We start from the raw sequence: 24,232 nt of genomic DNA on the forward strand, positions 1-24,232 counted from the left end.
CTACAAGGGGTGGTGCAGATCTCTGCGATCTGCATGCCTGATCGTCGGTTGGCATGCCCCCCACGGGTATCTGGCCCGTTGCTTGCAAGGAGTACCTCGTCCATCAACCCACGAGGTGCGCCATGTCCGAATTCTTTGACCCGTACAACGCCGACCGCCCCCTGATGCTCAAGTGCAGCTGCGGCCGTGACCACACGGTTGCCGAGCACCAGGCCGAGGAAGCCGTGCAACGCGCTTCCGACCAGGCCGCCAGGACCCTGCGCGAGCGCAGCGAGACCGCCGAGTTCGAGGCCTACAGCAACGAGTTCATCGAGGCCACGCTGGTCAAGGCCATCTTCCCGCACGACGAGCAGCGCCGCCGCTTCCTGCGTGCGGTGGGCAAGGGCACCGCCATGGCGGCGATTGCCAGCGTGGTGCCGGTGGCCAGCCTGCAGGCCATGGCCCAGGAGAAGGGCGCCCTGGAGAAGACCAACCTGAAGGTGGGCTTCATCCCCATCACCTGCGCCACCCCGCTGATCATGGCCCACCCGCTGGGCTTCTACAGCAAGCAGGGCCTGAACGTGGAAGTCACCAAGACCGCCGGCTGGGCCCTGGTGCGCGACAAGATGATCAACAAGGAGTACGACGCCTCGCACTTCCTTTCGCCCATGCCACTGGCGATCAGCCTGGGCCTGGGCAGCAATGCCGTGCCGATGAACGTGGCCACGGTGCAGAACATCAACGGCCAGGCGATCACGCTGGCGCTGAAGCACAAGGACAACCGCGATCCAAAGAACTGGAAGGGCTTCAAGTTCGGCATCCCGTTCGATTATTCGATGCACAACTTTTTGCTGCGCTACTACCTGGCCGAGAACGGCCTGAACCCGGACACCGACGTGCAGCTGCGCGTGATCCCGCCGGCCGAGATGGTGGCCAACCTGCGCGCCGGCAACATCGACGGCTTCCTCGGCCCCGATCCGTTCAACCAACGCGCCGTGTTCGATGAAGTGGGCTTCATCCACGTGCTCACCAAAGACCTCTGGAACGGCCACCCCTGCTGCGCCTTCGGCACCAGCACCGAGTTCATCCAGAAGAACCCCAACACCTTCGCGGCGCTGTACCGCTCGGTGCTGACCGCTGCGGCCATGGCCCGCCAGCCGAAGAACCGCGAACTGATCGCCAAGGTCATCGCGCCCAGCCAGTACCTCAACCAGCCCGAGGCGGTGCTCAACCAGGTGCTCACCGGCCGCTTCGCCGACGGCCTGGGCAAGATCCAGAACGTGCCCGAGCGCGCCGACTTCGACCCGATGCCGTGGCAGAGCATGGCGGTGTGGATGCTCACCCAGATGCAGCGCTGGGGCTACATCAAGGGTGACGTGGACTACAAGGGCATTGCCGAGAAGGTGTTCCTGATCACCGATGCCCGCAAGTACATGAAGGAACTCGGGCAGGACTTCAAGGCCGGCCCCGCCTACGAGAAGCACACCATCATGGGCAAGGTGTTCGACCCGGCCAAGCCGGCCGACTACCTCAAGAGCTTTGCCATCAAGAAGGTCTGACCATGAAAACCCTCGGATTGCAATGGCGCGCCGGCCTGGTGTCGCTCCTCCTGCTGGTGCTGTTCCTCGGCGCCTGGCAGCTCGGCACCACCGGCCCCTCCATCGGCGGTTCCTCGGCCGGCATGACGGCCGAAGAAATCGAGTACGCCAAGATGATGGGCAAAGACCCCGGCACGGCCAAGGCCAGCGGCTTTCCGCCGCCGCTGGAAGTGGCCAAGGCCAGCTGGGAGCACCTGTCGGATCCGTTCTACGACAAGGGACCCAACGACAAGGGCATCGGCATCCAGCTGGCGCACTCGCTGGGCCGGGTCGGTCTGGGCTTCCTGCTGGCCATGGCCGTGGCCATCCCGCTGGGTTTCCTGATCGGCATGTCGCCGCTGATGCAGAAGGCCTTCAACCCCTTCGTGCAGGTCTTGAAGCCCATCAGCCCGCTGGCGTGGATGCCCCTGGCGCTCTACACCCTCAAGGACTCGGACGTCAGCGGCATCTTCGTGATCTTCATCTGCTCGATCTGGCCGATGCTGATCAACACCGCCTTCGGCGTGGCCTCGGTCAAGCGCGACTGGCTCAACGTGGCCGCCACGCTGGAGGTCAACCCGATCCGCAAGGCCTTCCAGGTGATCCTGCCCGCTGCGGCGCCCACCATCCTCACCGGCATGCGCATCAGCATGGGCATCGCCTGGCTGGTGATCGTGGCCGCCGAGATGCTGGTCGGCGGCACCGGCATCGGCTACTTCGTGTGGAACGAGTGGAACAACCTGTCGCTGACCAACGTGATCTTCGCGGTGCTGGTCATCGGCGTGGTCGGCATGCTGCTCGACCTCATGTTCGCCCAGGCACAGAAGGTGGTGACCTATGTGGAGTGAATCCAGCGACCGCGAGGTCGTCATCAACACCCTGTCCGCCGAACCCGTCTCGGTCCTTCCGAAAGATCCCAAGATGAGCGGTTTCCTCAAGGTCGAGCAGCTGGCCAAGGCCTACCAGGCCGACAAGCCGGTGTTTGCCGACGTGTCCTTCGGCATCGACCGCGGCGAGTTCGTCTGCATCATCGGCCACAGCGGCTGTGGCAAGACCACCATCCTCAACGTGCTGGCCGGTCTGGACACCGCCAGCAGCGGCCACGCCTTCATGGACGGCCGCGAGATCGCCGGCCCCAGCCTGGAGCGCGGCGTGGTGTTCCAGGGCCATGCGCTCATGCCCTGGCTCACGGTGCGCCAGAACATCGCCTTTGCCGTCAAGTCGCGCTGGCCCGACATGGCCCGCACCGACCTGGACGCGCATGTGGAGAAGTTCGTGGCGCTGGTGGGCCTGAGCCATGCCATCGACAAGAAGCCCAGCCAGCTCTCCGGCGGCATGAAGCAGCGCGTGGGCATTGCCCGGGCGTTCGCCATCCAGCCCAAGATGCTCCTGCTCGACGAGCCCTTCGGCGCCCTGGATGCGCTCACGCGCGGCACCATCCAGGACGAGCTGATGGGCATCGTGCGCGACACCCAGCAGACCGTGTTCATGATCACCCACGACGTGGACGAGGCCATCCTGCTGGCCGACCGCATCCTGCTCATGACCAACGGACAGGAAACCGCTGCCGGCTATGTGCCCGGCGGCCTGGCCGAGGTGGTGGTCAACCCGCTGCCCCGCAGCCGCACCCGCAGCCAGCTCCACCACCTGGAGGGCTACTACCCGCTGCGCAACCACATTGTCGATTTCCTCGTGACGCGGGCCAAGGCGCATTGAAGCCCCACCGTCTGCAGCGCGATCCCGTTTCTTCAACCCTTCTCCATCACAACGAGACAACACCATGAACCGTCTGGACGTCACCGAAAAAATCATCAGCACCAAAGTGGCCAAGGGCCTGACCTGGGCCGGCGTGGCCAAGAAGGTCGGCCAGTCCAAGGAATGGACCACGGCGCTGTGCCTGGGCCAGATGACCGCCACGCCCGAGCAGGCCAAGGTGGTCGGCAAGATCTTCGGCCTGACCGCCGAAGAGCAGAAGTGGCTGCAGGTCGTGCCGTACAAGGGCTCGCTGCCCACCCCGGTGCCGACCGATCCGCTGATCTACCGCTGGTACGAGATCGTCAGCGTGTACGGCACCACCATCAAGGAGCTCATCCACGAAGAGTTCGGCGACGGCATCATGAGCGCCATCGACTTCAGCATGGACATCGAGCGCCAGGCCGACCCCAAGGGCGACCGCGTGAACGTGGTGCTCTCCGGCAAGTTCCTGCCTTACAAGCAGTACTGATTGGCGCCCCGCCATGGACCCGCGCCCGCCGCTGCCGCCCTTCACCGCCGAGACCGCCGCGCAGAAGGTGCGCATGGCCGAGGACGCCTGGAACACGCGCGACCCCGACCGGGTGGTGAAGGTCTACACCGAGGACACGCGCTGGCGCAACCGCGCGGAGTTCCCGGTGGGGCGGGGGCAGGTGCATGAATTTCTGGTGCGCAAGTGGGCGCGCGAGCTGGACTACCGGTTGATCAAGGAGCTGTGGGCCTTCGACGGTGCGCGCATCGCGGTGCGCTTCGTCTACGAATGGCACGACGATTCCGGCCAGTGGTTCCGATCGCACGGCAACGAGAACTGGCAGTTCAATGCGCTGGGCTACATGGAGCAGCGCCACGCCAGCATCAACGATCGGCCCATCACCGAGGCACAGCGCCTGTTCCGCTGGCCGCTGGGCCCCCGGCCGGCCGATCACCCCGGACTGACCGAACTCGGGCTCTGACCCGGCTCAGGGCAGAGGAATCCACTCCCGGTCATCCCCGGGCGGCAGTGCAAAGCGCCCGGCCTTCCAGTCGGCCTTGGCCTGCTCGATGCGCTCGGGTCGCGACGACACGAAGTTCCAGAAGATGTGGCGCGGCCCCAGCGGCTCGCCGCCGAACAGGAACACGGTGGCCGGCTCGGGTGCGGTGAGGTCGATGCCGGTGTCCTGTCCGAACACCAGCAGCTGGCCCGGCAGCACCGCCTGCCCGCCGAAGTTCAGGCTGCCACGCGCCAGATACACCGCCTGCTCGGCGTGCTGTCCGGGCAGGCGCAGCCGGGCGCCGGTGCTGCATTCGGCATGCAGGTAGAACAGCGGCGAGAGCGTGGCCACCGGGCTGCGCTGGCCGAAGGCCTCGCCGGCCACCAGGCGCATCCACACACCGTCCTCGGTCCAGGTGGGCAGATCGGCCTGCGGCGTGTGGGCGAAGGCCGGTGCAGTCTCTTCGTGTTCGGCCGGCAGCGCCACCCAGCTCTGCATCAGCTCCAGCCCGCCGCCCTCGAACGAGTCGGGGTGGGTGAAGCGTTCGCTGTGGCTGATGCCGCGCCCGGCGGTCATCCAGTTCACATCGCCGGGGCGTATCACCTGCTGTGTGCCCAGGCTGTCGCGGTGGGTCATGCTGCCGCGCAGCAGGTAGCTCACGGTGGACAGGCCGATGTGGGGGTGGGGGCGCACGTCGGCCGCACGTGTCTGCTCGGCCGGCAGGGTGACCGGGCCGGCGTGGTCCCAGAAGATGAAGGGGCCGACCATGCGGCGCTTGGCATAAGGCAGCACCCGCCGCACTTTCAGGCCGTGGCCCAGGTCGGCCTCGCGGGCCTGGATCAGCATCTCGAACATCGCGCATCTCCCTGCGGCCACCCGCCGGGCCGGTGGGGGCATTGTGGCGCGCACCCGCCCGCTCGGGGCGTGGGCGACAATCCCGTCCCCATGGACATCGCCGACATCCGCCACCGACTCCAGGCCCTGGGCGCCGGGCCGCTGCATGTGCAGCGCGTGCTGCGCACCTGGGCCAACGCCCTGCCGGTGGATGGCGGGCGGCGCAAGCCGGAGCACCATTTCCCGCGCGGCCTGTTCGAGGCGCTGCCGGCCGTCACGCAAGAGCTGCAGGGCCTGGCCACGCTGGGCTCGGTGCACCCGGGTGAAGACGGTTCCGCCCGGTTGCTGGTGGCCCTGCGCGACGGCCAGACGGTGGAGAGCGTGCTGCTGCCGCGTGGCGGCGTGTGCGTGTCGACCCAGGTGGGTTGTGCGGTGGGCTGCACCTTCTGCATGACCGGCACCGGCGGCCTGATCCGCCAGCTCGGCAGCGCCGAGATCGTGGCCCAGGTGGCGCTGGCGCGGCAGCAGCGGTCGGTCAACAAGGTGGTGTTCATGGGCATGGGCGAGCCGGCCCACAACCTCGATGCGGTGCTGGAGGCCATCGACCTGCTGGGCACGCTGGGCAACATCGGTCACAAGAACCTGGTGTTCTCCACCGTGGGCGACGAACGCGCCTTCGACGCCCTGCCGCGCGGCCGCGTCAAGCCGGCGCTGGCGCTCTCGCTGCACACCACGCGGGCCGACCTGCGCGCGCAGCTGCTGCCGCGCGCACCGCGCATCACGCCGGACGAGCTGGTGGCCCACGGCGAGACCTATGCCCGCGCCACCGGTTACCCGGTGCAGGTGCAATGGACCCTGCTGGACGGCGTGAACGACACCGACGAAGAACTCGACGGCATCGTGCGGCTGCTGCAGGGCAAGTACGCGGTGCTCAACATGATTCCCTACAACGCGGTGCCGGGCCTGCCCTTCGCGCGCCCGTCGTGGGAGAAGGCGGCCGACATCGCGCGGCGCCTGCACCGCCGGGGCATCCTGACGAAGCTGCGGCAGTCGGCCGGTCAGGACGTGGATGCCGGCTGCGGCCAGCTGCGCGCCCGCTCGCTGGCCAGTGGCGAGCAGGTGGTGGCGGTGCGGCGGCGCCGGCTCAGTGCAGTGTCAGCGGACACGACGTCGTCTTGACCCGCACTACCGCCGCGCGCGGCTGGTAGGGCGCCGGCGCCGTGCCGCACACGGCCGCGGCAATCGCCTGCGCCTGACGGGCAATGGGTTCGATGTAGCGGCTGGGCTGGCCGTCGATCGCGATGCAGTCGCCCAGCGCATGGATGTGCGGGTCGCTGGTGCGCAGCGTGGCGGCATCCACCGCAATGCCGTTGTGCCAGGCCAGGCCAGCGCCCTGTGCCAGGCGCGGCGGCGTGGCCAGGCCGGCGGCAGCGATCACCTGGTCGGCCGCAAAGCGCTGACCGCAGGCGGTGGTCAGCCGCAGGGCGCCACCGGCCCGTTCGAGCTGCTGCACCTGCACCCCGCCCACGAAGCGGATGTTGAGGTCCTGCCACGCGGCCAGCAGCGGGTCGGCGGCCTGCTGCTGCGGCCAGCGGCCCAGCGGGTGGCTGGCCTGGTCGAGCAGGGTGATGCGGTGGCCGCCCAGGGCCAGATCGTTGGCCAGCTCGCAGCCGATCAGCCCGGCACCCACGATCAGCACGTCGCGCGGTACGTCGCCCAGCGCGGCCCGCAGCCGGCGGTAGGCGTCCAGGTGGTTGACCCGCCAGCACAGCTCGGCCGGCAGCGCGGGCGGCAGGCAGGCCTGGGCGCCGTGGGCCAGCACCAGCCGGTCGTAGCGCAGCGTGCCGCGCGTGGTGCGCAGGCTGCGGGTGTCGGGGCAGATGCGCACGGCCTCGGTGCGGGCCATCAGCCGTACCCCCAGGCGGGCCGCAGCGGCAGCGCCGCTCTCCCGAACCAGGGCGCCGTCGTCAAGGCGGCGGGCCACGGCCACCGACAGCAGCGGCTTGTCGTACACATCGCCGGCACAGCGGGTGACCAGGGTGATGGGCAGTGCCGCATCGCGTTCGCGCAGGGCCTGGGCCATGGACCAGCCGGCGCGTCCGGCACCGACGATCACCACCCCGGCAGGGCCACCCCGCCGCACCACGGCCGTGGGCGCGGAACCGGAGCGGGCCATCAGTTCTTCGCGGCTGGGCGCCCGGTACAGCCGGAAATCGGCCTTGGTCACGCCGCACAGCGGGCAGGCCCAGTCGTCGGGGATGTCGGCATACCGGGTGCCGGCGGCCAGGCCGCCGTCGGGGTCGCCCTCGGCCTCGTCGTAGATGTAGCCGCAGGCGTCGCAGATGTACTGCTGGTAGGGGGCCTCGGTGTTCATGCCGGCAGCACCTCGGCGGACAGCCGGGCGATCTCCTTGCGCAGGTGCTTGATGGCCGGCGTGACGATGGCCACGAAGTGCGATTCGCGCACCCGCCGCTGCACCTCGGAACTCATGAGGTAGCCGCGTGCGCCCTGGTGCAGCAGGGCCGACTGGGCCGCGCGCAGGCTGAGCTCGGCGCCGTGGGCGCGGGCGTCCAGCACCTCGATGAAGAAGGCCGGCGAGGGATCGAAGGGGGTCTGGGCCAGCTTCATCACGCGGGCCTCCAGCGCATCCAGCTCGGCCTGCAGCTCGGCCGGGCGCTCGTCCAGGAACTGGTTCACATGGCCCAGCTGGTCTTCCACCGCCCACATGGTGTCGATCGCGCCCTGCGTCACCCCCAGCGCCATGCCGCACTGGAGCATGACGAAGGCGCTGCGGATGCGCGCAATGAAGGGCTTGGCCGGGTCGGCCATGATCTCGTCGGCGCCGATGAAGTGGTCCTTCAGGCGCAGCGCCCAGGTACCGGTGCCTTCCATGCCGGCAAAGCTGGGGCAGTCGCGCAGCTCCACGCCGGGGGCGTCGCAGCGCAGCAGGAACATCACCTCGCGCACCACCTCGCCGCGCTCGTCCACCACACCGGCCAGGGCGCCGCAGGCATGGTCGGGCCCCAGGTTGCTGACCCAGGGCAGGCTGCCGCTGACCCGGTAGCCGCCGTCCACCGGCACCGCCTTGAGCAGCAGGCTCTCGATCTGGGCATAGCTCTTCATGGGGTTGGACATGGCGGTGCCGCCCAGGGTGCGTCCGGTGGCATGGGCCATGAGCGCATCGCCACCCAGCGCCGGGTTGCCACTGGCCTGCATGTACAGGCCGCACACCGCATGGCACCAGACCATGAAGCCGGTGGCCCCGCACACCCGCGAGACCTCGGCCATGGCGCGCAGGGCCAGCCCGTAGTCGCCACGGCCGGCCGGGGCGTCCAGGTGCGCGCTCATGGCCCCCAGCGCACCGAGCTGCTGCAGCACCTCGCGCGGGTAATGGCCCTGCCGGTCGATGGCCTCGGCCACCTCGGCCAGGGGCCCTCGGGCCACGGCGCGCACCGCGTCCAGCAGGCCCTCGGCGGTGGTGGCCACGGCGTCGCGGGGAAGGTCGGCGGGGTTCATGCGGTGTCCTCCGGGCTCAGTCGGCCAGTGCGATGGAAAACGGGATCGGGTTGCGCAGGGTGTTGGCCACCGGCGAGTAGAAGTTGGCGTGCTGCACGATCTCGTCGAGCACCTCGCGCGGGGCGTCGCCTTCCACCACCACCTTCACCCGGATGGCCTGGAAGCCCATCTCAGGCGGCGTCTTTTCCAGCGCACCGCCGGCACCCCAGGCGGCGGGGTTGCCGATGTCGCCCTCCAGGAACACCTCCAGCTTGCTCAGCTTCACGCCCTTCCAGGTGGCCACGGCGGTGATGCCCACCGCCAGGCAGCCGCCCAGGCCGGAGAGCACGATCTCGCCCGGGGCCGGCGCGGTGTCCTGGCCGAACAGGTGCAGCGGCTCGTCCACCACCACCGGTGCATGGTTGCCCACGTAGCTGAGCGACCGGTACTGGCCCTCCATGACGGTGTGGACCTTGTTGGTGCCGCGCGAGCCCGGGTTGGCCTTGCCCTTGGCGGCAAAGGTGGCCAGGCCGGCGGCGTCGATCGGGCGCAGGTAGGCCTTGACGGTGGTGGGGGTGGTGGCGAGCGTGTCGGACATGGTGTCTCCAGGGTTGAAAAAGCGGAAAGGGGGCAGCCGCATGCGGTGTCTGCCGGGTTCGGGCCGCCTCAGGCGGCCAGGGCCAGTGCGGGGCGGGAGGTCTTGACCGGCAGACCGGTCTCGATGGGCAGGCTCTCGTTGCGCGACCACTCGTTCCACGAGCCGAAGTACATGCGCACGTCCGAGAAGCCGGCCTGCTTGAGCGCCAGGAAAGTGTTGGAGGCCCGCGCCCCCTTGAAGCAGTAGAGGTAGATGGTGTCGTCGGTGCCGATGCCGGCGGTGGCGCATTCGGCACGCACCTCGTCCGGCGTCTTGAACACGGGGCCCTGCGGCGAGGGCTTCATGAAGCGGTACCACTCCACCCAGCGCGCGCCCGGCAGGCGGCCCTTGCGCGGGGCGAAGTCCTTGCCGTAGGGCGAAGAGCTGTCGCCGATCCACTCGTCCACATCGCGCACGTCCAGCAGTACGGTGTCGGTGCCCAGGGCGGCCTTCACGTCCTCCTGGGTGAGCATCACATCGGTCATGGGCAGCTCGGGGAAGGTGGCGGGCACCGGCGTGATGGCCTCGGTGGACACCGGCAGGCCGCTGGCCTTCCAGGCGCTGAAGCCGCCATTGAGCACCTTGATCTTGGGGTAGCCCAGCCAGGTCAGCAGGTAGTAGCCCCGGCAGGACTGGCCGTAGCCGCTGTTCATGGCGTCCTCGTAGAACACGGCCGTCTCGGCACCCGACAGACCGGCCTTGCCCAGGGCGTCGGCAAAGGTGGCCTTGAGCTCCATCAGGCCTTCGGGCGTGGAGGTGGCGAGAAAGGTGAAGACCTCGCGCAGGTTCACGGCGCCCGGAATATGGCCGGCCGCAAAGGTGTCGGCATCGCGGGTGTCGATGAGCACGACGGGTTCTGACGACATCAGGGCCTGGAGCTGGGCAGGTGCGATCAGGGTGGCTTCAATGGACATGAGGACCTCGCGATGAAAGTGGACAGGCAGGATCGCCTGCACCTCTCATCGCAACGGTCGTGCCATGCGGCCGCGTGATCGCAAGCCTTTGATTTGCTTGGGTTTTGCCCCCGGATGCTTCCGTGTCGGTGGCCACTGTGTCGGCACAATGTCGACATTGGGTCGACTGCCGGGGGTGGTCAGCGCAGCCCCGCCTTCTTCAGCCGGTAGGCGAACTGCCGCAGGGTCAGCCCCAGGCTCTGCGCGGCACGCGACTGGTTGCCGCCGTGCTGTGCCAGGGTGTCCGCGAGTTGTCGTGCGTCGTGCGAATCGGCGGGCCGGTAATCCCGCACCAGGGGCGCGGAGGGGGCCGGGGTCAGCGGGGCCGGCGCGGTGTCCGGTGGCACTGGCGGCGTGCCGCTGCCGGCCACCGGCCCGCCCGGCATGAAGCGCCGCAGCACGGCTTCGTCCACCGCCGTGCGGTCGGCCAGCAGCACCACGCGCTCGATCAGGTTGCCCAGCTCGCGGATGTTGCCGGGCCAGTCGTGGGCGTCCAGCCGCTCCAGCGCGCCTGGCGTGAGGTGCACATTGCGCTGGTGGGCCTGGTTGGCGCGGCTGATGAAGTGCAGGGCCAGTGCCCGGATGTCCTCGCGCCGCTCGCGCAGGCTGGGCAGGCGGATGGGCACCACATGGATGCGGTAGTACAGGTCGGGCCGGAAGCGGCCGGTCTGCACGTCCTGCGCCAGATCGCGGTGGGTGGCGGCCACCAGCCGCACGTTCACCCGGACCTCCTTGCGGCCGCCCAGGCGGACCAGCGTGCCTTCCTGCAGCGTGCGCAGCAGCTTGGACTGCAGCGACAGCGGCAGCTCGCCGATCTCGTCCAGGAACAGGGTGCCGCCGTCGGCCTGCTCGAACCAGCCGGCGCGCGAGCCCACCGCGCCGGTGAAGGCGCCCTTTTCGTGGCCGAACAGTTCGGACTCGAACAAGGTTTCGGGAATGGCGGCGCAGTTCACCTTGATGAAGGGCTGGGCATGCCGGCCGCTGGCCAGGTGCACCGCGCGGGCGAACAGCTCCTTGCCGGTGCCCGATTCGCCCAGCAGCAGCACCGTGGCCTGCGACTGCGACACCCGCTCCAGCTCGGACAGGGCCTGCAGCAGCGGCGGCGAGCGGCCGATCAGCCCGTAGCGCGCGGTGTTCACCTCCAGCGCCCGCGCCAGTTCCTGGTTGCGCTCCTGCAGGGCCCGGGTCTGCTCGTCCACCAGCCGCTGCAGCTGCAGCAGCTGCCCGGTGAGCGTGGCCAGCAGGCCCAGCACCGCCAGGTCGTCGTTGAGGTGCCGCTGGCGGCTACGGATGCGGTGGCAGGCCAGCACCCCTTCGGTGCGGCCTTCCACCACCACCGGCAGCGCCACGAAGGCCACGGTCTGGGGCGGCAGCCTGTCGCGGGCCACCGAGCGGAACAGGAAGCCGGGTTCGGCGTCCACGTCCTGCACGATGGCGGGCATGCCGCTGGCCAGCACCCGGCCGGTGATGCCCTCGCCCGGCCGGTAGACACCGCGCGCCACCTCGGCGGCGGTCAGGCCGTAGGCATGGGCGATGCGGGCGGTGGGTGCACCCTGCCCATCGCGCAGCACGATGCGCCCCCGGTTCAGGCCCAGCAGCTCGCTCATGAGGTGCAGCATCTCCCGCAGCACGAAGCCTGGCGCCAGGCTGCGCCCGACCAGCTTCATGACCTCGCGCAGCAGCAGCAGCTCCTGGGCGCGCCAGTCGATGGGGGGAGCGTCCGGTGAGGGGTGGGGTGGGGGTGGGGGCATGCGCATCGGTACAAGCAAGCAACGCACCAGACGGGCAGGGGTATCGGGCTGCGCCTTGATTGACACTGCGATGACTGAAACTTATATTGCCTGCAATATGAACTATGCCCTCGACACCAACGTGCTGGTGGCTGCCGTGCGCAGCCCGACCGGTGCGTCGGCCGAGCTGCTGCGTCGGGCGCTGCGGCGCCAGCTGCCGGTGTTGTGCAGCGTGCCCCTGTTCCTGGAGTACGAGGACGTGCTGACCCGGCCGGACCACCTCGCCTCGGCCGGCGTGACCGCTGCCGACGTGGGCAACCTGCTCGATGTGCTGGCGGGCGTGGTGCGGCCGGTGACCATCCAGTTCCTGTGGCGGCCCCAGCTGCGCGACCCGAAGGACGATCTGGTGCTGGAGCTGGCGGTCAACGGACAGGGGCTGGGCGAGCCGGTGACGCTGATCACCTTCAACCAGCGCGACTTTCTGCCGCAGGCCCGGGCCTTCGGCATCCCGGTCATGGGACCGGCGCAATTCTTTCAAGGAGTCTGACCATGGGAACCCCGAGCAACTACGCCCTGCGCCTGCCGGCCTCGCTCAAGCAGGGGGCCGAGCAGCTGGCCCGCGAGGACGGCACCACGCTGAACCAGTTCATCGTCAGTGCGGTGGCCGAAAAGGTCTCGGCCATGAAGACCGCGCAGTACTTCGTGGAGCGCTCCGGCCGGGGCGATCTGCAGGCGGCGCTGGCCTTGCTGGGCCGCCCGGGCGGGCAGCCACCGGCCGAAGACGATCGCCTGCCGGGCTGATACCGCCCGTTCTGCGGTCAGCGGCCGTTAAAATCGCTGCTTCTCAAGGAGCGTTGCAGCGCTGCCGCCCCGCCGCCGGGGCCGGTCGGCGTCAGGCTTGGGTGGGCGCGAACAGGCCCGAACGACGCTCACAGGACTGTTTTCCGAACACACCTGATGAGCACCCCGATGTCCCCTGCCCGCTCTGTCTCCGACGCCCCCACTCCCTCGGCCACCGTGCCGCCCATGATGCTGTCCGGCCTGGAGCCGCTGCTCATTGGCCGAGACAACCTGTTCGTCAACATCGGCGAGCGCACCAACGTCACCGGCTCCAAGGCGTTTGCCCGCATGATCCTGGAGGGGCGTTACGAGGACGCCCTGGCCGTGGCCCGCCAGCAGGTGGAGAACGGCGCGCAGATCATCGACGTCAACATGGACGAGGCCATGCTCGACAGCCAGGCCGCCATGGTGCGTTTCCTCAACCTCATGGCCGGCGAGCCCGACATCGCCCGGGTGCCGGTGATGATCGACTCCTCCAAATGGAGCGTGATCGAGGCCGGCCTGCAGTGCATCCAGGGCAAGGGCGTGGTCAACTCGATCAGCATGAAGGAGGGCGTGGACGAGTTCAAGCGCCAGGCCCGGCTGATCAAGCGCTATGGCGCGGCCACGGTGGTCATGGCCTTCGACGAGCAGGGCCAGGCCGATACCTACCAGCGCAAGATCCAGATCTGCGAGCGGGCCTACCGCATCCTGGTGGACGAGGTCGGCTTCCCGCCCGAAGACATCATCTTCGACCCCAACATCTTCGCCATTGCCACCGGCATCGAGGAGCACGACAACTACGCGGTCGACTTCATCGAGGCCACGCGCTGGATCAAGCAGCACCTGCCGGGCGCGAAGGTGAGCGGCGGCGTGTCCAACGTGAGCTTCAGCTTCCGCGGCAACGACCCGGTGCGCGAGGCCATCCACACCGTCTTCCTGTACCACGCCATCCAGGCCGGCATGGACATGGGCATCGTCAATGCCGGCATGATCGGCGTGTACGACGAGCTCGAGCCGGTGCTGCGCGAGCGGGTGGAAGACGTGGTGCTCAACCGCCGGCCCGACGCGGCCGAACGCCTGCTGGAGATCGCCGAGACCGCCAAGGGCGCGGCCAAGGACGACTCGTTGAAGAACGCCTGGCGCGAGCTGCCGGTGCGCGAGCGCCTGTCGCATGCGCTGGTGCGCGGCATCAACGACTTCATCACCGAAGACACCGAGGCCATGTGGCGCGAGATCGAGGCCACCGGCGGCCGCCCGCTCAATGTGATCGAAGGCCCGCTCATGGACGGCATGAACGTGGTGGGCGACCTGTTCGGCCAGGGCAAGATGTTCCTGCCCCAGGTGGTCAAGAGCGCCCGCGTGATGAAGCAGGCGGTGGCCCACCTGCTGCCTTACATCGAGGCCGAGAAGAAGGCCCTGCTCGCCGCCGGCGGCGACGTCAAGCCCAAGGGCAAGATCGTGATCGCCACCGTCAAGGGCGACGTGCACGACATCGGCAAGAACATCGTCACGGTGGTCCTGCAGTGCAACAACTTCGAGGTGGTGAACATGGGGGTCATGGTCCCCTGCCACGAGATCCTGGCCAAGGCGCGGGAAGAGGGCGCCGACATCGTGGGCCTCTCGGGCCTGATCACGCCCAGCCTGGAAGAAATGCAGTTCGTGGCCTCGCAGATGCAGAAGGACGACTGGTTCCGCAGCCGCCAGGTGCCGCTGCTGATCGGTGGCGCCACCTGCAGCCGGGTGCACACGGCGGTGAAGATCGCCCCGAACTACGAAGGCCCGGTGGTCTATGTGCCGGATGCCTCGCGCAGCGTGAGCGTGGCCCAGGGCCTGCTGTCGGAGCAGGCGGCGGCCTACATTGCGGAGATCCGGGCCGACTACGAGAAGGTGCGCCAGCAGCACGCCGCCAAGAAGCAGACGCCGCTGTGGACCCTGGCGCAGGCCCGCGCCAACGCCACGCCCATCGACTGGAGCGGCTACCGACCGCCGGTGCCCAAGTTCATCGGCCGCCGCGTGATCCGCAATGTGGACCTGGCCGAGCTCTCGCGCTTCATCGACTGGGGCCCGTTCTTCCAGACCTGGGACCTGGCCGGCCCCTTCCCCGAGATCCTCAAGGACGAGGTGGTGGGCGAGGAAGCGCGCCGCGTCTTCAGCGACGGCAAGCGCATGCTGCAACGCCTGATCGACGGGCGCTGGCTGAGCGCCAGCGCGGTGGTCGGCCTGTACCCGGCCAACCAGGTGAACCACGACGACATCGCGCTGTATGCCGACGAGTCGCGCGAGCAGCCGGTGCTGATCTGGCACGGTCTGCGCCAGCAGACCGAGAAGCAGGAGATCGACGGCGTCATGCGCCCCAGCCGCTGCCTGGCCGACTTCGTGGCCCCGCACGGCGTGGCCAAGGACTATGTGGGCGTGTTCGCCGTGACCGCCGGCCTGGGCGTGGAGAAGAAGGAAAAGCAGTTCCTCGACGACCACGACGACTACTCCGCCATCCTGTTCAAGGCCCTGGCCGACCGCCTGGCCGAGGCCATGGCCGAGTACCTGCACCACCGGGTGCGCACCGACTTCTGGGGCTATGCGCCCGACGAGGCGCTGTCCACCGAAGACCTGATTGCCGAGAAGTACCGCGGCATCCGCCCGGCCCCTGGCTACCCGGCCTGCCCGGACCACACCGTCAAGCGCGGCCTGTTCGACCTGCTGCAGGCCGAGGAGATCGGCATGGGCCTGACCGACAGCCTGGCCATGACGCCGGCCGCCAGCGTGAGCGGCTTCTACCTGGCCCACCCGGACAGCACCTACTTCAACGTGGGCCGCATCGGTGCCGACCAGCTGGCCGATCTGGCGCAGCGCAGCGCGGTGGCCGAAGACGAATTGCAGCGCTGGCTGGCCCCGAACCTGTAAGCTGGCGGTTCCGGATTTTTCAGGAGGAGACCACCATGAAGCACGTCCGATTCACCGCCATCGCCCTGTCGGGTCTGCTCGCGCTGCCGGCCCTGGCCCAGCAACCCAAGCTCTCGTCCCTGTGCAGCACCTGCGGCATCGTGCAGTCGGTGCAGGCCGAAAAGCGCGAAGGCGAAGGCGGTGCCATGGGCATCGTCGGCGGCGCCGTGATCGGTGGCCTGCTGGGCAACCAGGTGGGGGGCGGCACCGGCAAGACGCTGGCCACCGTGGGCGGTGCCGTGGGTGGCGGCTACCTGGGCAACGAGGCCCAGAAGAAGCTCACCAGCAAGACCGTGTGGGTGACCCAGGTCAAGATGAAGGACGGCAGCATCCGCCCGTTCGAGACCGCTGCCCAGCCGGCCTGGAGCAGCGGCAAGGTGGTCCGGGTCAACGACCAGGGCCAGCTGGTGCCGCTGAAGTAAGCACCCGCCGGTACTGCACCGCCTCGGCCACATCGGCCGGGGCCACGCCATCGGCCCCGCGCAGGTCGGCCACTGTGCGCGCCACCCGCAGGCAGCGGTGCATGCTGCGGGCGCTCCAGCCCAGCCGGCGCGCCACGCCGTGCAGAAAGGTGAGGGCCGCCGGCTCGGCCCCCAGGTGCTCGTCCAGCCGCTGCCCTTCGAGCTGCTGGTTGGGCAGGCCCTGACGGGCCAGGGCCCGATCGCGGGCCATCCGGACCCGTTCCCGTACGGCCGCGCTGGTTTCGCCCGGCGGCCCCTGCAGCAGTTCCTGCCCGTCCAGCGCGGGCACCTCCACCTGCAGGTCGATGCGGTCGAGCAGCGGCCCCGACAGGCGCCCCTGGTAGCGCGCCACCTGCTCGGGGGTGCAGCGGCAGGGCCTGGAGGGGTGACCCAGAAAACCGCAGGGGCAGGGGTTCATGGCGGCCACCAGCTGGAAGCGCGCCGGAAACTCGCACTGCTGTGCTGCCCGCACGATGCGGATCTGGCCGGTTTCCAGCGGCTCGCGCAGCGCCTCCAGCGCCTGTCGGCCGAACTCGGGCAGTTCGTCGAGAAACAGCACACCGTGGTGGGCCAGCGAGATCTCGCCCGGCCGAGGCGGTGAGCCACCGCCCACCAGCGCCACCGAACTGGCGCTGTGGTGCGGCGCCAGGGTCGGGCGCACGCCCCACCGCGACGGGTCGAAGCGGCCGGCCAGCGAGGCCACGGCGGCGGTTTCCAGAGCGGCCTCGGTATCCAGCGGCGGCAGCAGCCCGGCCAGGCGCCGCGCCAGCATCGACTTGCCAGAGCCGGGCGGGCCGACCATGAGCAGGCTGTGGCCGCCGGCCGCGGCCACCTCCAGGGCCCGCCGGGCGGCGATCTGCCCCCGCACGTCCGACAGGTCCGGCCCGCCGGGGTGGTGCCCCAGCGGCTGCGCCACCCGCCGGGACCAACCCGCCGGGGTTGCACCATCTTCGTGCGTCGCTGGCCCGGCGGTGTCGGCGGGCGCGAAGCGTTGCACCACGTCGCGCAGGTGCTGCGCCTGCCAGACCTGGGCGTGGGGCACCAGCGCTGCCTCGTCGGCGCTGCCCGGGGGCAGCACCAGCCGGGCCCCGGCGCCGGCGGCCGCCAGTGCCATAGCCAGGGCGCCGCGCACCGGCCTGAGCTCACCCCCCAGGGACAGTTCGCCAGCGAATTCCCACCCGGTCAGCGCGGCGGCATCTATCTGCCCGCTGGCCGCCAGGATGCCCAGGGCGATCGGCAGATCGAACCGGCCGGAATCCTTGGGCAGGTCGGCCGGCGCCAGATTGACCGTGATGCGCCGGCTGGACGGGAACTCCAGTCCGGCGTTGGCGATGGCCGAGCGCACCCGCTCGCGCGCCTCCTTCACCTCGGTGTCGGCCAGGCCCACCAGCGTGAAGCTGGGCAGCCCGTTGGCCAGGTGCACCTCCACGCACACCTGCCGCGCCTGCAGCCCCAACAGGGCGCGGCTGTGCACCAACGACAAACCCATGGAACGTCCTTTCCCGTTTCTGGTGCGGCATCCAACCGGCAACCCGGTTCAGGGCGGCCCGGCAGGCACGGTCTTGGTGCATCCGGGTGGTTCCACCCTGCACGTCCGGTGGATCACCGGGGTCGGCATGGTAGGCGGCACCCCGGTCGGCACACCCGTCGGGGGTATGGCAGCGGCGTTACGGCTGGTTTCGGTTGGCACGGTCCGTGCTTGGGTGTCCCGGCGATTGATCAGAGCCCGTGGAGTTCCCGCGGTGCACTCAGCAACATGCGGCGCCGCACCCTCGGGACGGCAGCCTCCAGAACCCAAGAGGAAACACAGCATGAAAATGGTTTCAGCCATCATCAAACCGTTCAAGCTGGACGAGGTGCGCGAGGCACTGTCCGGCATGGGCGTGCAGGGCATCACCGTGACCGAGGTCAAGGGCTTCGGTCGCCAGAAGGGCCACACCGAGCTGTACCGCGGTGCCGAGTACGTGGTGGACTTCCTGCCCAAGGTCAAGGTCGAAGCGGCCGTGGCCGACGAGCTGGTCGATCGCGTGATCGAAGCCATCGAAGGTGCAGCCCGCACCGGAAAGATCGGCGACGGAAAGATCTTCGTCACCAACCTCGAACAGGTGATCCGCATCCGCACCGGCGAGACCGGCAAGGAAGCGCTCTGATTCCCGCCATCGAACCCGAAAGAAGACCGACATGAAAAAACTGATCGCTTCCCTCCTGCTGGGCGCGGGCCTGGCATTCGGTGGCCTGGGTGCCATCGCCCAGACCGCCGCTCCGGCTGCCGATGCTCCGGCCGCCGCAGCACCCGCCGCCGCAGCCCCTGCGGCTGAAGCCCCGGCCCCGGCCGCTGCGGCCGCACCCGCTGCCGCCGAAGCCGCTGCCCCGGCCGCCCCCGAAGCCCCGAAAGAGACCGTCGACAAGGGCGACGTGACCTGGATGATGATCTCCACCGTGCTGGTCATCATGATGGTCGTGCCCGGCCTGGCCCTGTTCTACGGCGGCCTGGTCCGCAGCAAGAACATGCTGTCGGTGCTGATGCAGGTCATGGTGGTGTTCTCGCTGATCTCGGTGCTGTGGGCCGTCTATGGCTACAGCCTGGCGTTCGGCGGCGAGGGCCTGATCATCGGCAACCTCAGCAAGGTCTTCCTGCTGGGTGTCACGACGGAATCGCTGGCCGCGACCTTCACGCCCGGCGTGATGATCCCCGAGTACATCTTCATCGCCTTCCAGGCCACCTTCGCCGGCATCACCTGCGCGCTGATCGTGGGCTCGTTCGCCGAGCGCATCAAGTTCTCGGCCGTACTGCTGTTCTCGGCCCTGTGGTTCACCTTCAGCTACCTGCCGATCGCCCACATGGTGTGGGGTGCCGGCGGTTACCTGTTCGGCAAGGGCGCCCTGGACTTCGCCGGCGGCACCGTGGTGCACATCAACGCCGCCATGGCCGGCCTGGTCGGTGCCTACCTGATCGGCAAGCGCATCGGCTACGGCAAGGAAGCCATGGCCCCGCACAGCCTGACCCTGACCATGGTCGGCGCCTCGCTGCTGTGGGTGGGCTGGTTCGGCTTCAACGCCGGCTCCAACCTGGAAGCCAACGGCGGCACGACCCTGGCCTTCATCAACACCCTGTTCGCCACCGCCGCCGCCGTGCTGGCCTGGTGCGTGGGTGAAGCCCTGGGCAAAGGCAAGGCCTCCATGCTGGGCGCTGCCTCCGGCGCCGTGGCCGGCCTGGTGGCCATCACCCCGGCCTGCGGCACCGTGGGCCCCATGGGCGCCATCATCATCGGTCTGGTCTCCGGCTTCCTGTGCCTGTGGGGCGTGACCGGCCTGAAGAAGATGCTGGGTGCCGACGACTCGCTGGACGTGTTCGGCGTGCACGGCGTGGGCGGCATCGTGGGTGCCCTGCTGACCGGCGTGTTCTCGGCCGCTTCCCTGGGTGGCGTCAAGGCCGATGGCTACAGCATCGGCAGCCAGCTGATCGTGCAGGCCGAAGGCGTGGTGATCACCATGGTGTGGTCGGCGGTCGTGGCCTTCATCTGCTACAAGATCGCCGACATGGTGGTGGGCCTGCGCGTCACCGAAGAGGCCGAGCGCGAAGGTCTGGACATCTCCTCCCACGGCGAGACCGCCTACAACCGCTGATCCCCCGCGGTCGGGCCCCGGCCCGACCCTGGTGCGATTCCCGAGACCCGCGTGGCGATACCGCCCGCGGGTTTCGTCTTTGGGGGCTGCCTAGCATGCGGCGGCGGCCAGGTCGGCCGTCCACCTCCGGAGACAACCCATGCCATTTCCCGTTTCCCTGGCCACGGCCCTGATGGCCGCCCTGCTCATGGCCCTCTCCCTGTCGGCCACGGCCGCCGAGAAGGAGGCGCCGAAGAAGAAGCCATCCCGCGTGACGTTCGTGAAATCCGGATCCGGAGAAACCGCTTCCGAGCGCGAGCGCCGCCTGATCCGGGAATGCCGGGGCCGGCCCGACGCCGGGGCCTGCCTGGGTTACGCCCGCTGATTTGCAGCCGGCCGTGCAAAAAATTCAAGGCCGATCGGGTGGGTGCCCGCTACGATCCCGGCCATGTTGTCCTCCCCCCCCGACCATCCGGGCGAGCTGATCGAGCGCATCCGCGCCGCCGCCGCCGACCGCACCCCGCTGCGCCTGCAGGGCGGCGGCACCAAGGCCTTTCTGGCCGAACCCGCCCCCGGCGAGCTGCTGAGCACCACCGGCTATGCCGGCATCATCAGCCACGAGCCGTCCGAACTGGTGGTCACGGTCAAGGCCGGCACGCCGCTGGCCGAGCTGGAATCGGTGCTGGCCTCGGCCGGCCAGTCGCTGGCGTTCGAACCGCCGCACTTCGGCCCGGGCTCCACCGTGGGCGGTGCGGTGGCGGCCGGTCTGGCCGGGCCGGCACGGGCCACCGTGGGCGGCGCGCGCGACTACGTGCTGGGCGTGCGGCTCATCAACGGCAAGGGCGAGCTGCTCACCTTCGGCGGGCAGGTCATGAAGAACGTGGCCGGCTACGACGTCAGCCGTGCCCTGGCCGGCAGCCGGGGTCAGCTGGGCGTGATCGCCGAGCTCAGCCTGAAGGTGCTGCCGGTGGCCCCCGCCGAAGCCACCCTGGTCTTCCCGCTGGCCCAGCACGATGCGCTGGAGCAGCTGCACCGCTGGGGCGGCCAGCCCCTGCCCCTGAATGCGTCCTGCTGGGTGCGCGACGACACGGCGCCCGGCGCGCCCGAGCTGCTGTTCGTGCGCCTGCGCGGTGCGGTGGCGGCGGTGGACGCGGCCATCGCCCGCATGACCCGCGAAGCCGGCGGTCAGCGCATCGACGATGCCCGGGCCCGCGCCGACTGGGCCGCCTGCCGTGAACAGACCCTGCCCTTCTTCAGTGCCCCATCGCCGGCCCACGGCCTGTGGCGCGTTTCGGTGCCGCAGACCGCGCCGGTGCTCGATCTGCCCGGGCCGGTGATGGTGGAGTGGCAGGGCGCGCAGCGCTGGTGCTGGGCGCCGGTGGAGCAGGCCCGGGCCATCCGCGCCACCGCCCGCGCGGCCGGCGGTCATGCCAGCCTGTTCCGTGCACCGGCCACCGGTGCGGCCGGCGTGCCCCGCGAGGACGCGGCCGAGCCTGCCGTGGCCGCCATCCAGGCCCGGCTGCGCGCCGAGTTCGATCCCGCCGGCCTCTTCGCGCCGGTTGCCGGCTGAGTCCCACCATGCAAACCCACCTCTCCCCCGAATTCGCCCAGCGCGCCGACGGCCAGGCCGCCGAGGCCATACTGCGCAAGTGCGTGCACTGCGGCTTCTGCACCGCCACCTGCCCCACCTACCAGCTGCTGGGCGACGAGCTGGATGGCCCGCGCGGCCGCATCTACCTGATCAAGCAGGTGCTCGAAGGCGCCCAGCCCACCCGCAAGACCCAGCAGCACCTGGACCGCTGCCTGACCTGCCGCAACTGCGAGACCACCTGCCCCAGCGGCGTGGACTACGGGCATCTGGTGGACATCGGCCGCGCCATCGTGGACGAGAAGGTCGAGCGCCCCACCGGTGAACGGGCGGTGCGCTGGCTGCTCAAGGAAGGCCTGCCCTCGCCGCTGTTCGGCCCGGCCATGAAGCTGGGCCAGGCGGTACGCGGCCTGCTGCCCGACTCGCTCAAGGCCAAGGTGCCCGCACCCCGGCCGGCCGGCGCCTGGCCCACCGCCACCCATGCCCGCCGCGTGCTCATGCTCGGCGGCTGCGTGCAGCCTGCCATGGCGCCCAGCATCAATGCCGCCACCGCCCGCGTGCTGGACGCTGCCGGCATCCAGACCGTGGTCGCGCCCGAGGCCGGCTGCTGCGGCGCGGTGAAGTTCCACCTCAACGACCAGGACGGCGCGCGCGCCCAGATGCGCGCCAACATCGACGCCTGGTGGCCGCACATCGAACAGGGTGTGGAAGCCATCGTCATGAACGCCTCGGGCTGCGGGGTGACGGTCAAGGACTACGGCCACATCCTGCACGACGACCCGGCCTACGCTGCCAGGGCGGCCCGCATCAGCGAACTCACCCGCGACCTGTCCGAGCTGCTGCCCACCCTGTTGCCGGCGCTGCGCGAGCGCGTCAAGCGTCCCGCCGCCGACCGCGTGATCGGCTTCCACCCGCCCTGCACCCTGCAGCACGGTCAGAAGCTCAAGGGCGGGGTGGAGCAGCACCTGGGCGAACTCGGCTTCACCGTGGCCCTGGCCCGCAACGAGGCCCACCTGTGCTGCGGCTCGGCCGGCACCTATTCGGTGCTCAACCCCGAGATCGCCTACACCCTGCGCGACCGCAAGCTCGGCCACCTCAATGACCTGAAGCCGGCGGTGATCGCCAGCGCCAACATCGGCTGCATCACCCACCTGCAGAGCGGCACCGAAACGCCAGTGCGGCACTGGGTCGAACTGCTCGACGAAGCCCTCACCTGACCGGCCCGCGCCATGATCCCCGCCCTGGCCACCCTGCTCGTGTTCCAGCTCATGGGCGAGGTGGTGGTCATGTCGCTGGGGCTGCCGGTGCCCGGCCCGGTGGTGGGCCTGGCGCTGCTGCTGACCCTGCTGGTGCTGCGCCCGGCCACGCTTGCCGGCATCAAGCCCACGGTGCAGGGGCTGCTGCAGCACCTGTCGCTGCTGTTCGTGCCGGCCGCCGTGGGCGTGATGCAGCACCTGCAGCGCCTGGGTGACGAGGCTCTGGCCATCGGCGTGGCGCTGGTGGTGAGCACCCTGGTGTGCATGGCGGTGTCGGCCTGGACCATGGTCTGGCTGATGAAGCGCATGGACCGTCAGCCATGAATCCGCTGCCCGCGCTGGCCCTCCCCGGCGGCCTGGCCGATGTCTGGGTCTACCTCTCCACCACGCCGCTGCTGGGTCTGGCGCTGACCCTGCTGGTCTACCACGGGGCTTATCTGGTCTACCAGCGTGTCGGCTTCAACCCGCTGGCCAACCCGGTGGCCATCGCGGTGCTGGTGCTGGCCACGCTGCTGTGGGTCACCGGCACGCCGTATGCCACCTATTTCGAGGGTGCGCAGTTCGTGCACTTCCTGCTCGGGCCGGCCACGGTGGCGCTGGCCGTGCCGCTGTTCGAACAGCTGCCGCGCCTGCGCCGGCTGTGGCTCCCGCTGCTGGGCGCGCTGGTGGCCGGCTCGGTGGCCGCAGCGGTGAGCGCGGTGCTGGTGGGCTGGGCGCTGGGCGCCTCACGCGCCACGCTGGCCTCGCTGGCGCCCAAGTCGGTCACCTCGCCAGTGGCCATGGGCATTGCCGAGAAGATCGGCGGCATCCCGTCGCTGACCGCCGTGCTGGTGGCCGCCACCGGCATCATCGGCGCGGCCAGCGCGCGCAGCCTGTTCAATGCCATGCGCATCAGCGACCCCACGGTGCGCGGCTTTGCCCTGGGCACGGCGGCGCACGGCATCGGCACCGCGCGGGCGTTCCAGGTGAGCGACGAGATGGGCGCCTTTGCCGGCCTGGCCATGGGCCTGAGCGCCCTCTTCAGCGCGGTGGCCCTGCCGCTGCTGGGCGGGCTGCTGCTGCGCTGGCTCTGACGCAGCGGCCAGTGCGGGCCGTCAGGCGGCCAGCGCGGCCTCGATGTCGGCCGCCAGTTTGGCCGGTGCGTCCTGAGGGGCGTAGCGGCGGATCACCTGGCCGTCGCGGCCGACCAGGAACTTGGTGAAGTTCCACTTGATGGCCTTGCTGCCCAGCAGGCCGGGCGCCTCGGCGGTGAGCCAGCGGTAGAGCGGGTGGGCGTCGGGGCCGTTGACGTCGATCTTGGCCATCATGGGAAAGCTCACGCCGAAGTTGCGCTGGCAGAAGGTGGCGATCTCCTCGTTGCTGCCGGGGTCCTGGCTGCCGAACTGGTTGCACGGGAAACCCAGCACCACCAGGCCGCGCCCGCCGTAGGTCCGGTGCAGTTCCTCCAGCCCCCCGAACTGCGGCGTGAAGCCGCAGGCACTCGCGGTGTTGACGATCAGCAGCGGCTGGCCCTTGAACTCGCTCAGCGAGACGGTGCGGCCGTCGATGGTGGTGGCTTCAAAGTCGTGGATGGCGGGCATGTCGGTGCTCCTGGGGGTGTGGCGTGCGCGCGCCGGGATGGCACGCAAAAG

Annotated in this window: 25 protein-coding genes and 1 riboswitch; of the genes, 17 read left to right on the top strand and 8 right to left on the bottom strand. The window is 69.7% G+C overall.

All coding sequences use genetic code 11. The annotated features are described in order from the left end of the window. Window positions 1–122 precede the first annotated feature (122 nt). The 5 genes from CAP38_RS13035 to CAP38_RS13055 all read left to right on the top strand — a co-directional run bounded on the left by CAP38_RS13035 (window position 123) and on the right by CAP38_RS13055 (window position 4,261). Window positions 123–1,538, top strand: a complete 1,416-nt coding sequence (locus CAP38_RS13035) for a CmpA/NrtA family ABC transporter substrate-binding protein (RefSeq protein WP_086121850.1) — start codon at window positions 123–125, stop codon at window positions 1,536–1,538. 2 nt (window positions 1,539–1,540) lie between these two features. Next, window positions 1,541–2,404: a nitrate ABC transporter permease gene (gene ntrB, locus CAP38_RS13040; RefSeq protein ID WP_086121851.1), complete on the top strand. Its 864-nt coding sequence runs from the start codon at window positions 1,541–1,543 to the stop codon at window positions 2,402–2,404. Next, window positions 2,394–3,272 (top strand): ABC transporter ATP-binding protein, encoded by an 879-nt coding sequence (locus CAP38_RS13045; protein WP_086121852.1) that lies wholly within the window; start codon window positions 2,394–2,396, stop codon window positions 3,270–3,272. Before ntrB ends, CAP38_RS13045 begins: the two co-directional genes overlap by 11 nt. A 64-nt stretch (window positions 3,273–3,336) precedes the next feature. After that, on the top strand, window positions 3,337–3,780 hold the full coding sequence (gene cynS, locus CAP38_RS13050) for a cyanase (RefSeq protein WP_086121853.1): 444 nt from the start codon (window positions 3,337–3,339) through the stop codon (window positions 3,778–3,780). A gap of 13 nt (window positions 3,781–3,793) precedes the next feature. Continuing rightward, on the top strand, window positions 3,794–4,261 hold the full coding sequence (locus CAP38_RS13055) for a nuclear transport factor 2 family protein (protein WP_086121854.1): 468 nt from the start codon (window positions 3,794–3,796) through the stop codon (window positions 4,259–4,261). A 6-nt stretch (window positions 4,262–4,267) separates the two neighbouring features. On the opposite strand, the gene CAP38_RS13060 is transcribed toward CAP38_RS13055, so the two are convergent. After that, the gene (locus CAP38_RS13060; protein WP_086121855.1) at window positions 4,268–5,134 is read right to left on the bottom strand and encodes a pirin family protein; all 867 of its coding nucleotides are present in this window, start codon (window positions 5,132–5,134) and stop codon (window positions 4,268–4,270) included. Window positions 5,135–5,224: 90 nt separating this feature from the next. Between CAP38_RS13060 and CAP38_RS13065 the strand changes: the two genes are divergently transcribed. Continuing rightward, on the top strand, window positions 5,225–6,292 hold the full coding sequence (locus CAP38_RS13065; protein ID WP_086121856.1) for an RNA methyltransferase: 1,068 nt from the start codon (window positions 5,225–5,227) through the stop codon (window positions 6,290–6,292). On the opposite strand, the gene CAP38_RS13070 is transcribed toward CAP38_RS13065, so the two are convergent. From CAP38_RS13070 to CAP38_RS13090, 5 genes are all read right to left on the bottom strand, one after another. Continuing rightward, entirely contained in the window at window positions 6,258–7,487 is a 1,230-nt protein-coding gene (locus CAP38_RS13070) for an FAD-dependent oxidoreductase (RefSeq protein ID WP_086121857.1), read from the bottom strand. The two genes, CAP38_RS13065 and CAP38_RS13070, sit on opposite strands and share 35 nt — an antisense overlap. Then, window positions 7,484–8,629, bottom strand: coding sequence for an acyl-CoA dehydrogenase family protein (locus CAP38_RS13075; RefSeq protein WP_086121858.1), 1,146 nt, complete (start codon window positions 8,627–8,629; stop codon window positions 7,484–7,486). Before CAP38_RS13075 ends, CAP38_RS13070 begins: the two co-directional genes overlap by 4 nt. 16 nt (window positions 8,630–8,645) lie before the next feature. Continuing rightward, window positions 8,646–9,206: an OsmC family protein gene (locus CAP38_RS13080; protein WP_086121859.1), complete on the bottom strand. Its 561-nt coding sequence runs from the start codon at window positions 9,204–9,206 to the stop codon at window positions 8,646–8,648. A gap of 68 nt (window positions 9,207–9,274) precedes the next feature. Beyond that, window positions 9,275–10,159, bottom strand: a complete 885-nt coding sequence (locus CAP38_RS13085; RefSeq protein WP_086121860.1) for a sulfurtransferase — start codon at window positions 10,157–10,159, stop codon at window positions 9,275–9,277. A 179-nt stretch (window positions 10,160–10,338) separates the two neighbouring features. Continuing rightward, window positions 10,339–11,949 (bottom strand): sigma 54-interacting transcriptional regulator, encoded by a 1,611-nt coding sequence (locus CAP38_RS13090; RefSeq protein WP_086121944.1) that lies wholly within the window; start codon window positions 11,947–11,949, stop codon window positions 10,339–10,341. Window positions 11,950–12,046: 97 nt separating this feature from the next. Here CAP38_RS13090 and CAP38_RS13095 point away from each other — a divergent pair, with 97 nt between their 5' ends. The 4 genes from CAP38_RS13095 to CAP38_RS13110 all read left to right on the top strand — a co-directional run bounded on the left by CAP38_RS13095 (window position 12,047) and on the right by CAP38_RS13110 (window position 16,112). Further along, window positions 12,047–12,475: a putative toxin-antitoxin system toxin component, PIN family gene (locus CAP38_RS13095; RefSeq protein WP_086121861.1), complete on the top strand. Its 429-nt coding sequence runs from the start codon at window positions 12,047–12,049 to the stop codon at window positions 12,473–12,475. Window positions 12,476–12,477: 2 nt separating this feature from the next. Next, the gene (locus CAP38_RS13100) at window positions 12,478–12,729 is read left to right on the top strand and encodes a YlcI/YnfO family protein (RefSeq protein WP_086121862.1); all 252 of its coding nucleotides are present in this window, start codon (window positions 12,478–12,480) and stop codon (window positions 12,727–12,729) included. 39 nt (window positions 12,730–12,768) lie between these two features. Then, a riboswitch (S-adenosyl-L-homocysteine riboswitch) is annotated at window positions 12,769–12,866 on the top strand. A 31-nt stretch (window positions 12,867–12,897) separates the two neighbouring features. Next, complete coding sequence (gene metH, locus CAP38_RS13105; protein WP_256924453.1) at window positions 12,898–15,651, top strand: methionine synthase; 2,754 nt, start codon at window positions 12,898–12,900, stop codon at window positions 15,649–15,651. Window positions 15,652–15,686: 35 nt separating this feature from the next. Then, the gene (locus CAP38_RS13110; protein WP_086121864.1) at window positions 15,687–16,112 is read left to right on the top strand and encodes a glycine zipper 2TM domain-containing protein; all 426 of its coding nucleotides are present in this window, start codon (window positions 15,687–15,689) and stop codon (window positions 16,110–16,112) included. On the opposite strand, the gene CAP38_RS13115 is transcribed toward CAP38_RS13110, so the two are convergent. Continuing rightward, entirely contained in the window at window positions 16,078–17,640 is a 1,563-nt protein-coding gene (locus CAP38_RS13115) for a YifB family Mg chelatase-like AAA ATPase (protein WP_086121865.1), read from the bottom strand. The genes CAP38_RS13110 and CAP38_RS13115 overlap by 35 nt on opposite strands. A 322-nt stretch (window positions 17,641–17,962) precedes the next feature. On the opposite strand from CAP38_RS13115, the gene glnK reads away from it, so the two are divergent. The 7 genes from glnK to CAP38_RS13150 all read left to right on the top strand — a co-directional run bounded on the left by glnK (window position 17,963) and on the right by CAP38_RS13150 (window position 23,674). Then, window positions 17,963–18,301 carry a P-II family nitrogen regulator gene (gene glnK / locus CAP38_RS13120; protein ID WP_086121866.1) on the top strand — a complete coding sequence of 113 codons (339 nt, stop codon included), beginning with the start codon at window positions 17,963–17,965 and terminating at the stop codon, window positions 18,299–18,301. A 31-nt stretch (window positions 18,302–18,332) separates the two neighbouring features. Then, complete coding sequence (locus tag CAP38_RS13125) at window positions 18,333–19,778, top strand: ammonium transporter (protein ID WP_086121867.1); 1,446 nt, start codon at window positions 18,333–18,335, stop codon at window positions 19,776–19,778. A gap of 139 nt (window positions 19,779–19,917) precedes the next feature. Beyond that, complete coding sequence (locus CAP38_RS13130; RefSeq protein WP_086121868.1) at window positions 19,918–20,142, top strand: hypothetical protein; 225 nt, start codon at window positions 19,918–19,920, stop codon at window positions 20,140–20,142. Between the two features lie 63 nt (window positions 20,143–20,205). Then, window positions 20,206–21,327 carry a glycolate oxidase subunit GlcE gene (glcE, locus tag CAP38_RS13135; protein WP_086121869.1) on the top strand — a complete coding sequence of 374 codons (1,122 nt, stop codon included), beginning with the start codon at window positions 20,206–20,208 and terminating at the stop codon, window positions 21,325–21,327. 8 nt (window positions 21,328–21,335) lie between these two features. Beyond that, a complete protein-coding gene (gene glcF / locus CAP38_RS13140; RefSeq protein WP_086121870.1) occupies window positions 21,336–22,562 on the top strand; it encodes a glycolate oxidase subunit GlcF in 1,227 nt (408 codons plus the stop codon). A gap of 12 nt (window positions 22,563–22,574) precedes the next feature. After that, entirely contained in the window at window positions 22,575–22,925 is a 351-nt protein-coding gene (locus CAP38_RS13145; RefSeq protein ID WP_086121871.1) for a CidA/LrgA family protein, read from the top strand. Continuing rightward, complete coding sequence (locus CAP38_RS13150) at window positions 22,922–23,674, top strand: LrgB family protein (RefSeq protein ID WP_086121872.1); 753 nt, start codon at window positions 22,922–22,924, stop codon at window positions 23,672–23,674. The genes CAP38_RS13145 and CAP38_RS13150 overlap by 4 nt, the downstream gene beginning before the upstream one ends. A gap of 21 nt (window positions 23,675–23,695) precedes the next feature. Here the strand turns inward: CAP38_RS13150 and CAP38_RS13155 are convergent, their stop codons facing one another. Further along, a complete protein-coding gene (locus CAP38_RS13155) occupies window positions 23,696–24,181 on the bottom strand; it encodes a glutathione peroxidase (protein WP_086121945.1) in 486 nt (161 codons plus the stop codon). Between the last annotated feature and the right edge of the window lie 51 nt (window positions 24,182–24,232).

The sequence above is a fragment of the Hydrogenophaga sp. IBVHS2 genome (assembly GCF_002127215.1).
Classification (GTDB): Bacteria; Pseudomonadota; Gammaproteobacteria; order Burkholderiales; family Burkholderiaceae_C; genus Hydrogenophaga.

Bases quoted from the DNA above. Each gene is read 5' to 3' on its own strand.
- CAP38_RS13110 (WP_086121864.1), top strand. From the start codon at position 15,687: ATGAAGCACGTCCGATTCACCGCCATCGCCCTGTCGGGTCTGCTCGCG.
- CAP38_RS13150 (WP_086121872.1), top strand. From the start codon at position 22,922: ATGAATCCGCTGCCCGCGCTGGCCCTCCCCGGCGGCCTGGCCGATGTC.
- CAP38_RS13070 (WP_086121857.1), bottom strand. From the start codon at position 7,487: ATGAACACCGAGGCCCCCTACCAGCAGTACATCTGCGACGCCTGCGGC.
- CAP38_RS13085 (WP_086121860.1), bottom strand. From the start codon at position 10,159: ATGTCCATTGAAGCCACCCTGATCGCACCTGCCCAGCTCCAGGCCCTG.
- CAP38_RS13035 (WP_086121850.1), top strand. From the start codon at position 123: ATGTCCGAATTCTTTGACCCGTACAACGCCGACCGCCCCCTGATGCTC.
- CAP38_RS13115 (WP_086121865.1), bottom strand. From the start codon at position 17,640: ATGGGTTTGTCGTTGGTGCACAGCCGCGCCCTGTTGGGGCTGCAGGCG.
- CAP38_RS13090 (WP_086121944.1), bottom strand. From the start codon at position 11,949: ATGCCCCCACCCCCACCCCACCCCTCACCGGACGCTCCCCCCATCGAC.
- CAP38_RS13045 (WP_086121852.1), top strand. From the start codon at position 2,394: ATGTGGAGTGAATCCAGCGACCGCGAGGTCGTCATCAACACCCTGTCC.
- CAP38_RS13055 (WP_086121854.1), top strand. From the start codon at position 3,794: ATGGACCCGCGCCCGCCGCTGCCGCCCTTCACCGCCGAGACCGCCGCG.
- CAP38_RS13065 (WP_086121856.1), top strand. From the start codon at position 5,225: ATGGACATCGCCGACATCCGCCACCGACTCCAGGCCCTGGGCGCCGGG.
- metH (WP_256924453.1), top strand. From the start codon at position 12,898: ATGTCCCCTGCCCGCTCTGTCTCCGACGCCCCCACTCCCTCGGCCACC.
- ntrB (WP_086121851.1), top strand. From the start codon at position 1,541: ATGAAAACCCTCGGATTGCAATGGCGCGCCGGCCTGGTGTCGCTCCTC.
- CAP38_RS13060 (WP_086121855.1), bottom strand. From the start codon at position 5,134: ATGTTCGAGATGCTGATCCAGGCCCGCGAGGCCGACCTGGGCCACGGC.
- CAP38_RS13095 (WP_086121861.1), top strand. From the start codon at position 12,047: ATGAACTATGCCCTCGACACCAACGTGCTGGTGGCTGCCGTGCGCAGC.
- CAP38_RS13145 (WP_086121871.1), top strand. From the start codon at position 22,575: ATGATCCCCGCCCTGGCCACCCTGCTCGTGTTCCAGCTCATGGGCGAG.
- cynS (WP_086121853.1), top strand. From the start codon at position 3,337: ATGAACCGTCTGGACGTCACCGAAAAAATCATCAGCACCAAAGTGGCC.
- glnK (WP_086121866.1), top strand. From the start codon at position 17,963: ATGAAAATGGTTTCAGCCATCATCAAACCGTTCAAGCTGGACGAGGTG.
- CAP38_RS13080 (WP_086121859.1), bottom strand. From the start codon at position 9,206: ATGTCCGACACGCTCGCCACCACCCCCACCACCGTCAAGGCCTACCTG.
- CAP38_RS13155 (WP_086121945.1), bottom strand. From the start codon at position 24,181: ATGCCCGCCATCCACGACTTTGAAGCCACCACCATCGACGGCCGCACC.
- glcE (WP_086121869.1), top strand. From the start codon at position 20,206: ATGTTGTCCTCCCCCCCCGACCATCCGGGCGAGCTGATCGAGCGCATC.
- CAP38_RS13130 (WP_086121868.1), top strand. From the start codon at position 19,918: ATGCCATTTCCCGTTTCCCTGGCCACGGCCCTGATGGCCGCCCTGCTC.
- glcF (WP_086121870.1), top strand. From the start codon at position 21,336: ATGCAAACCCACCTCTCCCCCGAATTCGCCCAGCGCGCCGACGGCCAG.
- CAP38_RS13125 (WP_086121867.1), top strand. From the start codon at position 18,333: ATGAAAAAACTGATCGCTTCCCTCCTGCTGGGCGCGGGCCTGGCATTC.
- CAP38_RS13075 (WP_086121858.1), bottom strand. From the start codon at position 8,629: ATGAACCCCGCCGACCTTCCCCGCGACGCCGTGGCCACCACCGCCGAG.
- CAP38_RS13100 (WP_086121862.1), top strand. From the start codon at position 12,478: ATGGGAACCCCGAGCAACTACGCCCTGCGCCTGCCGGCCTCGCTCAAG.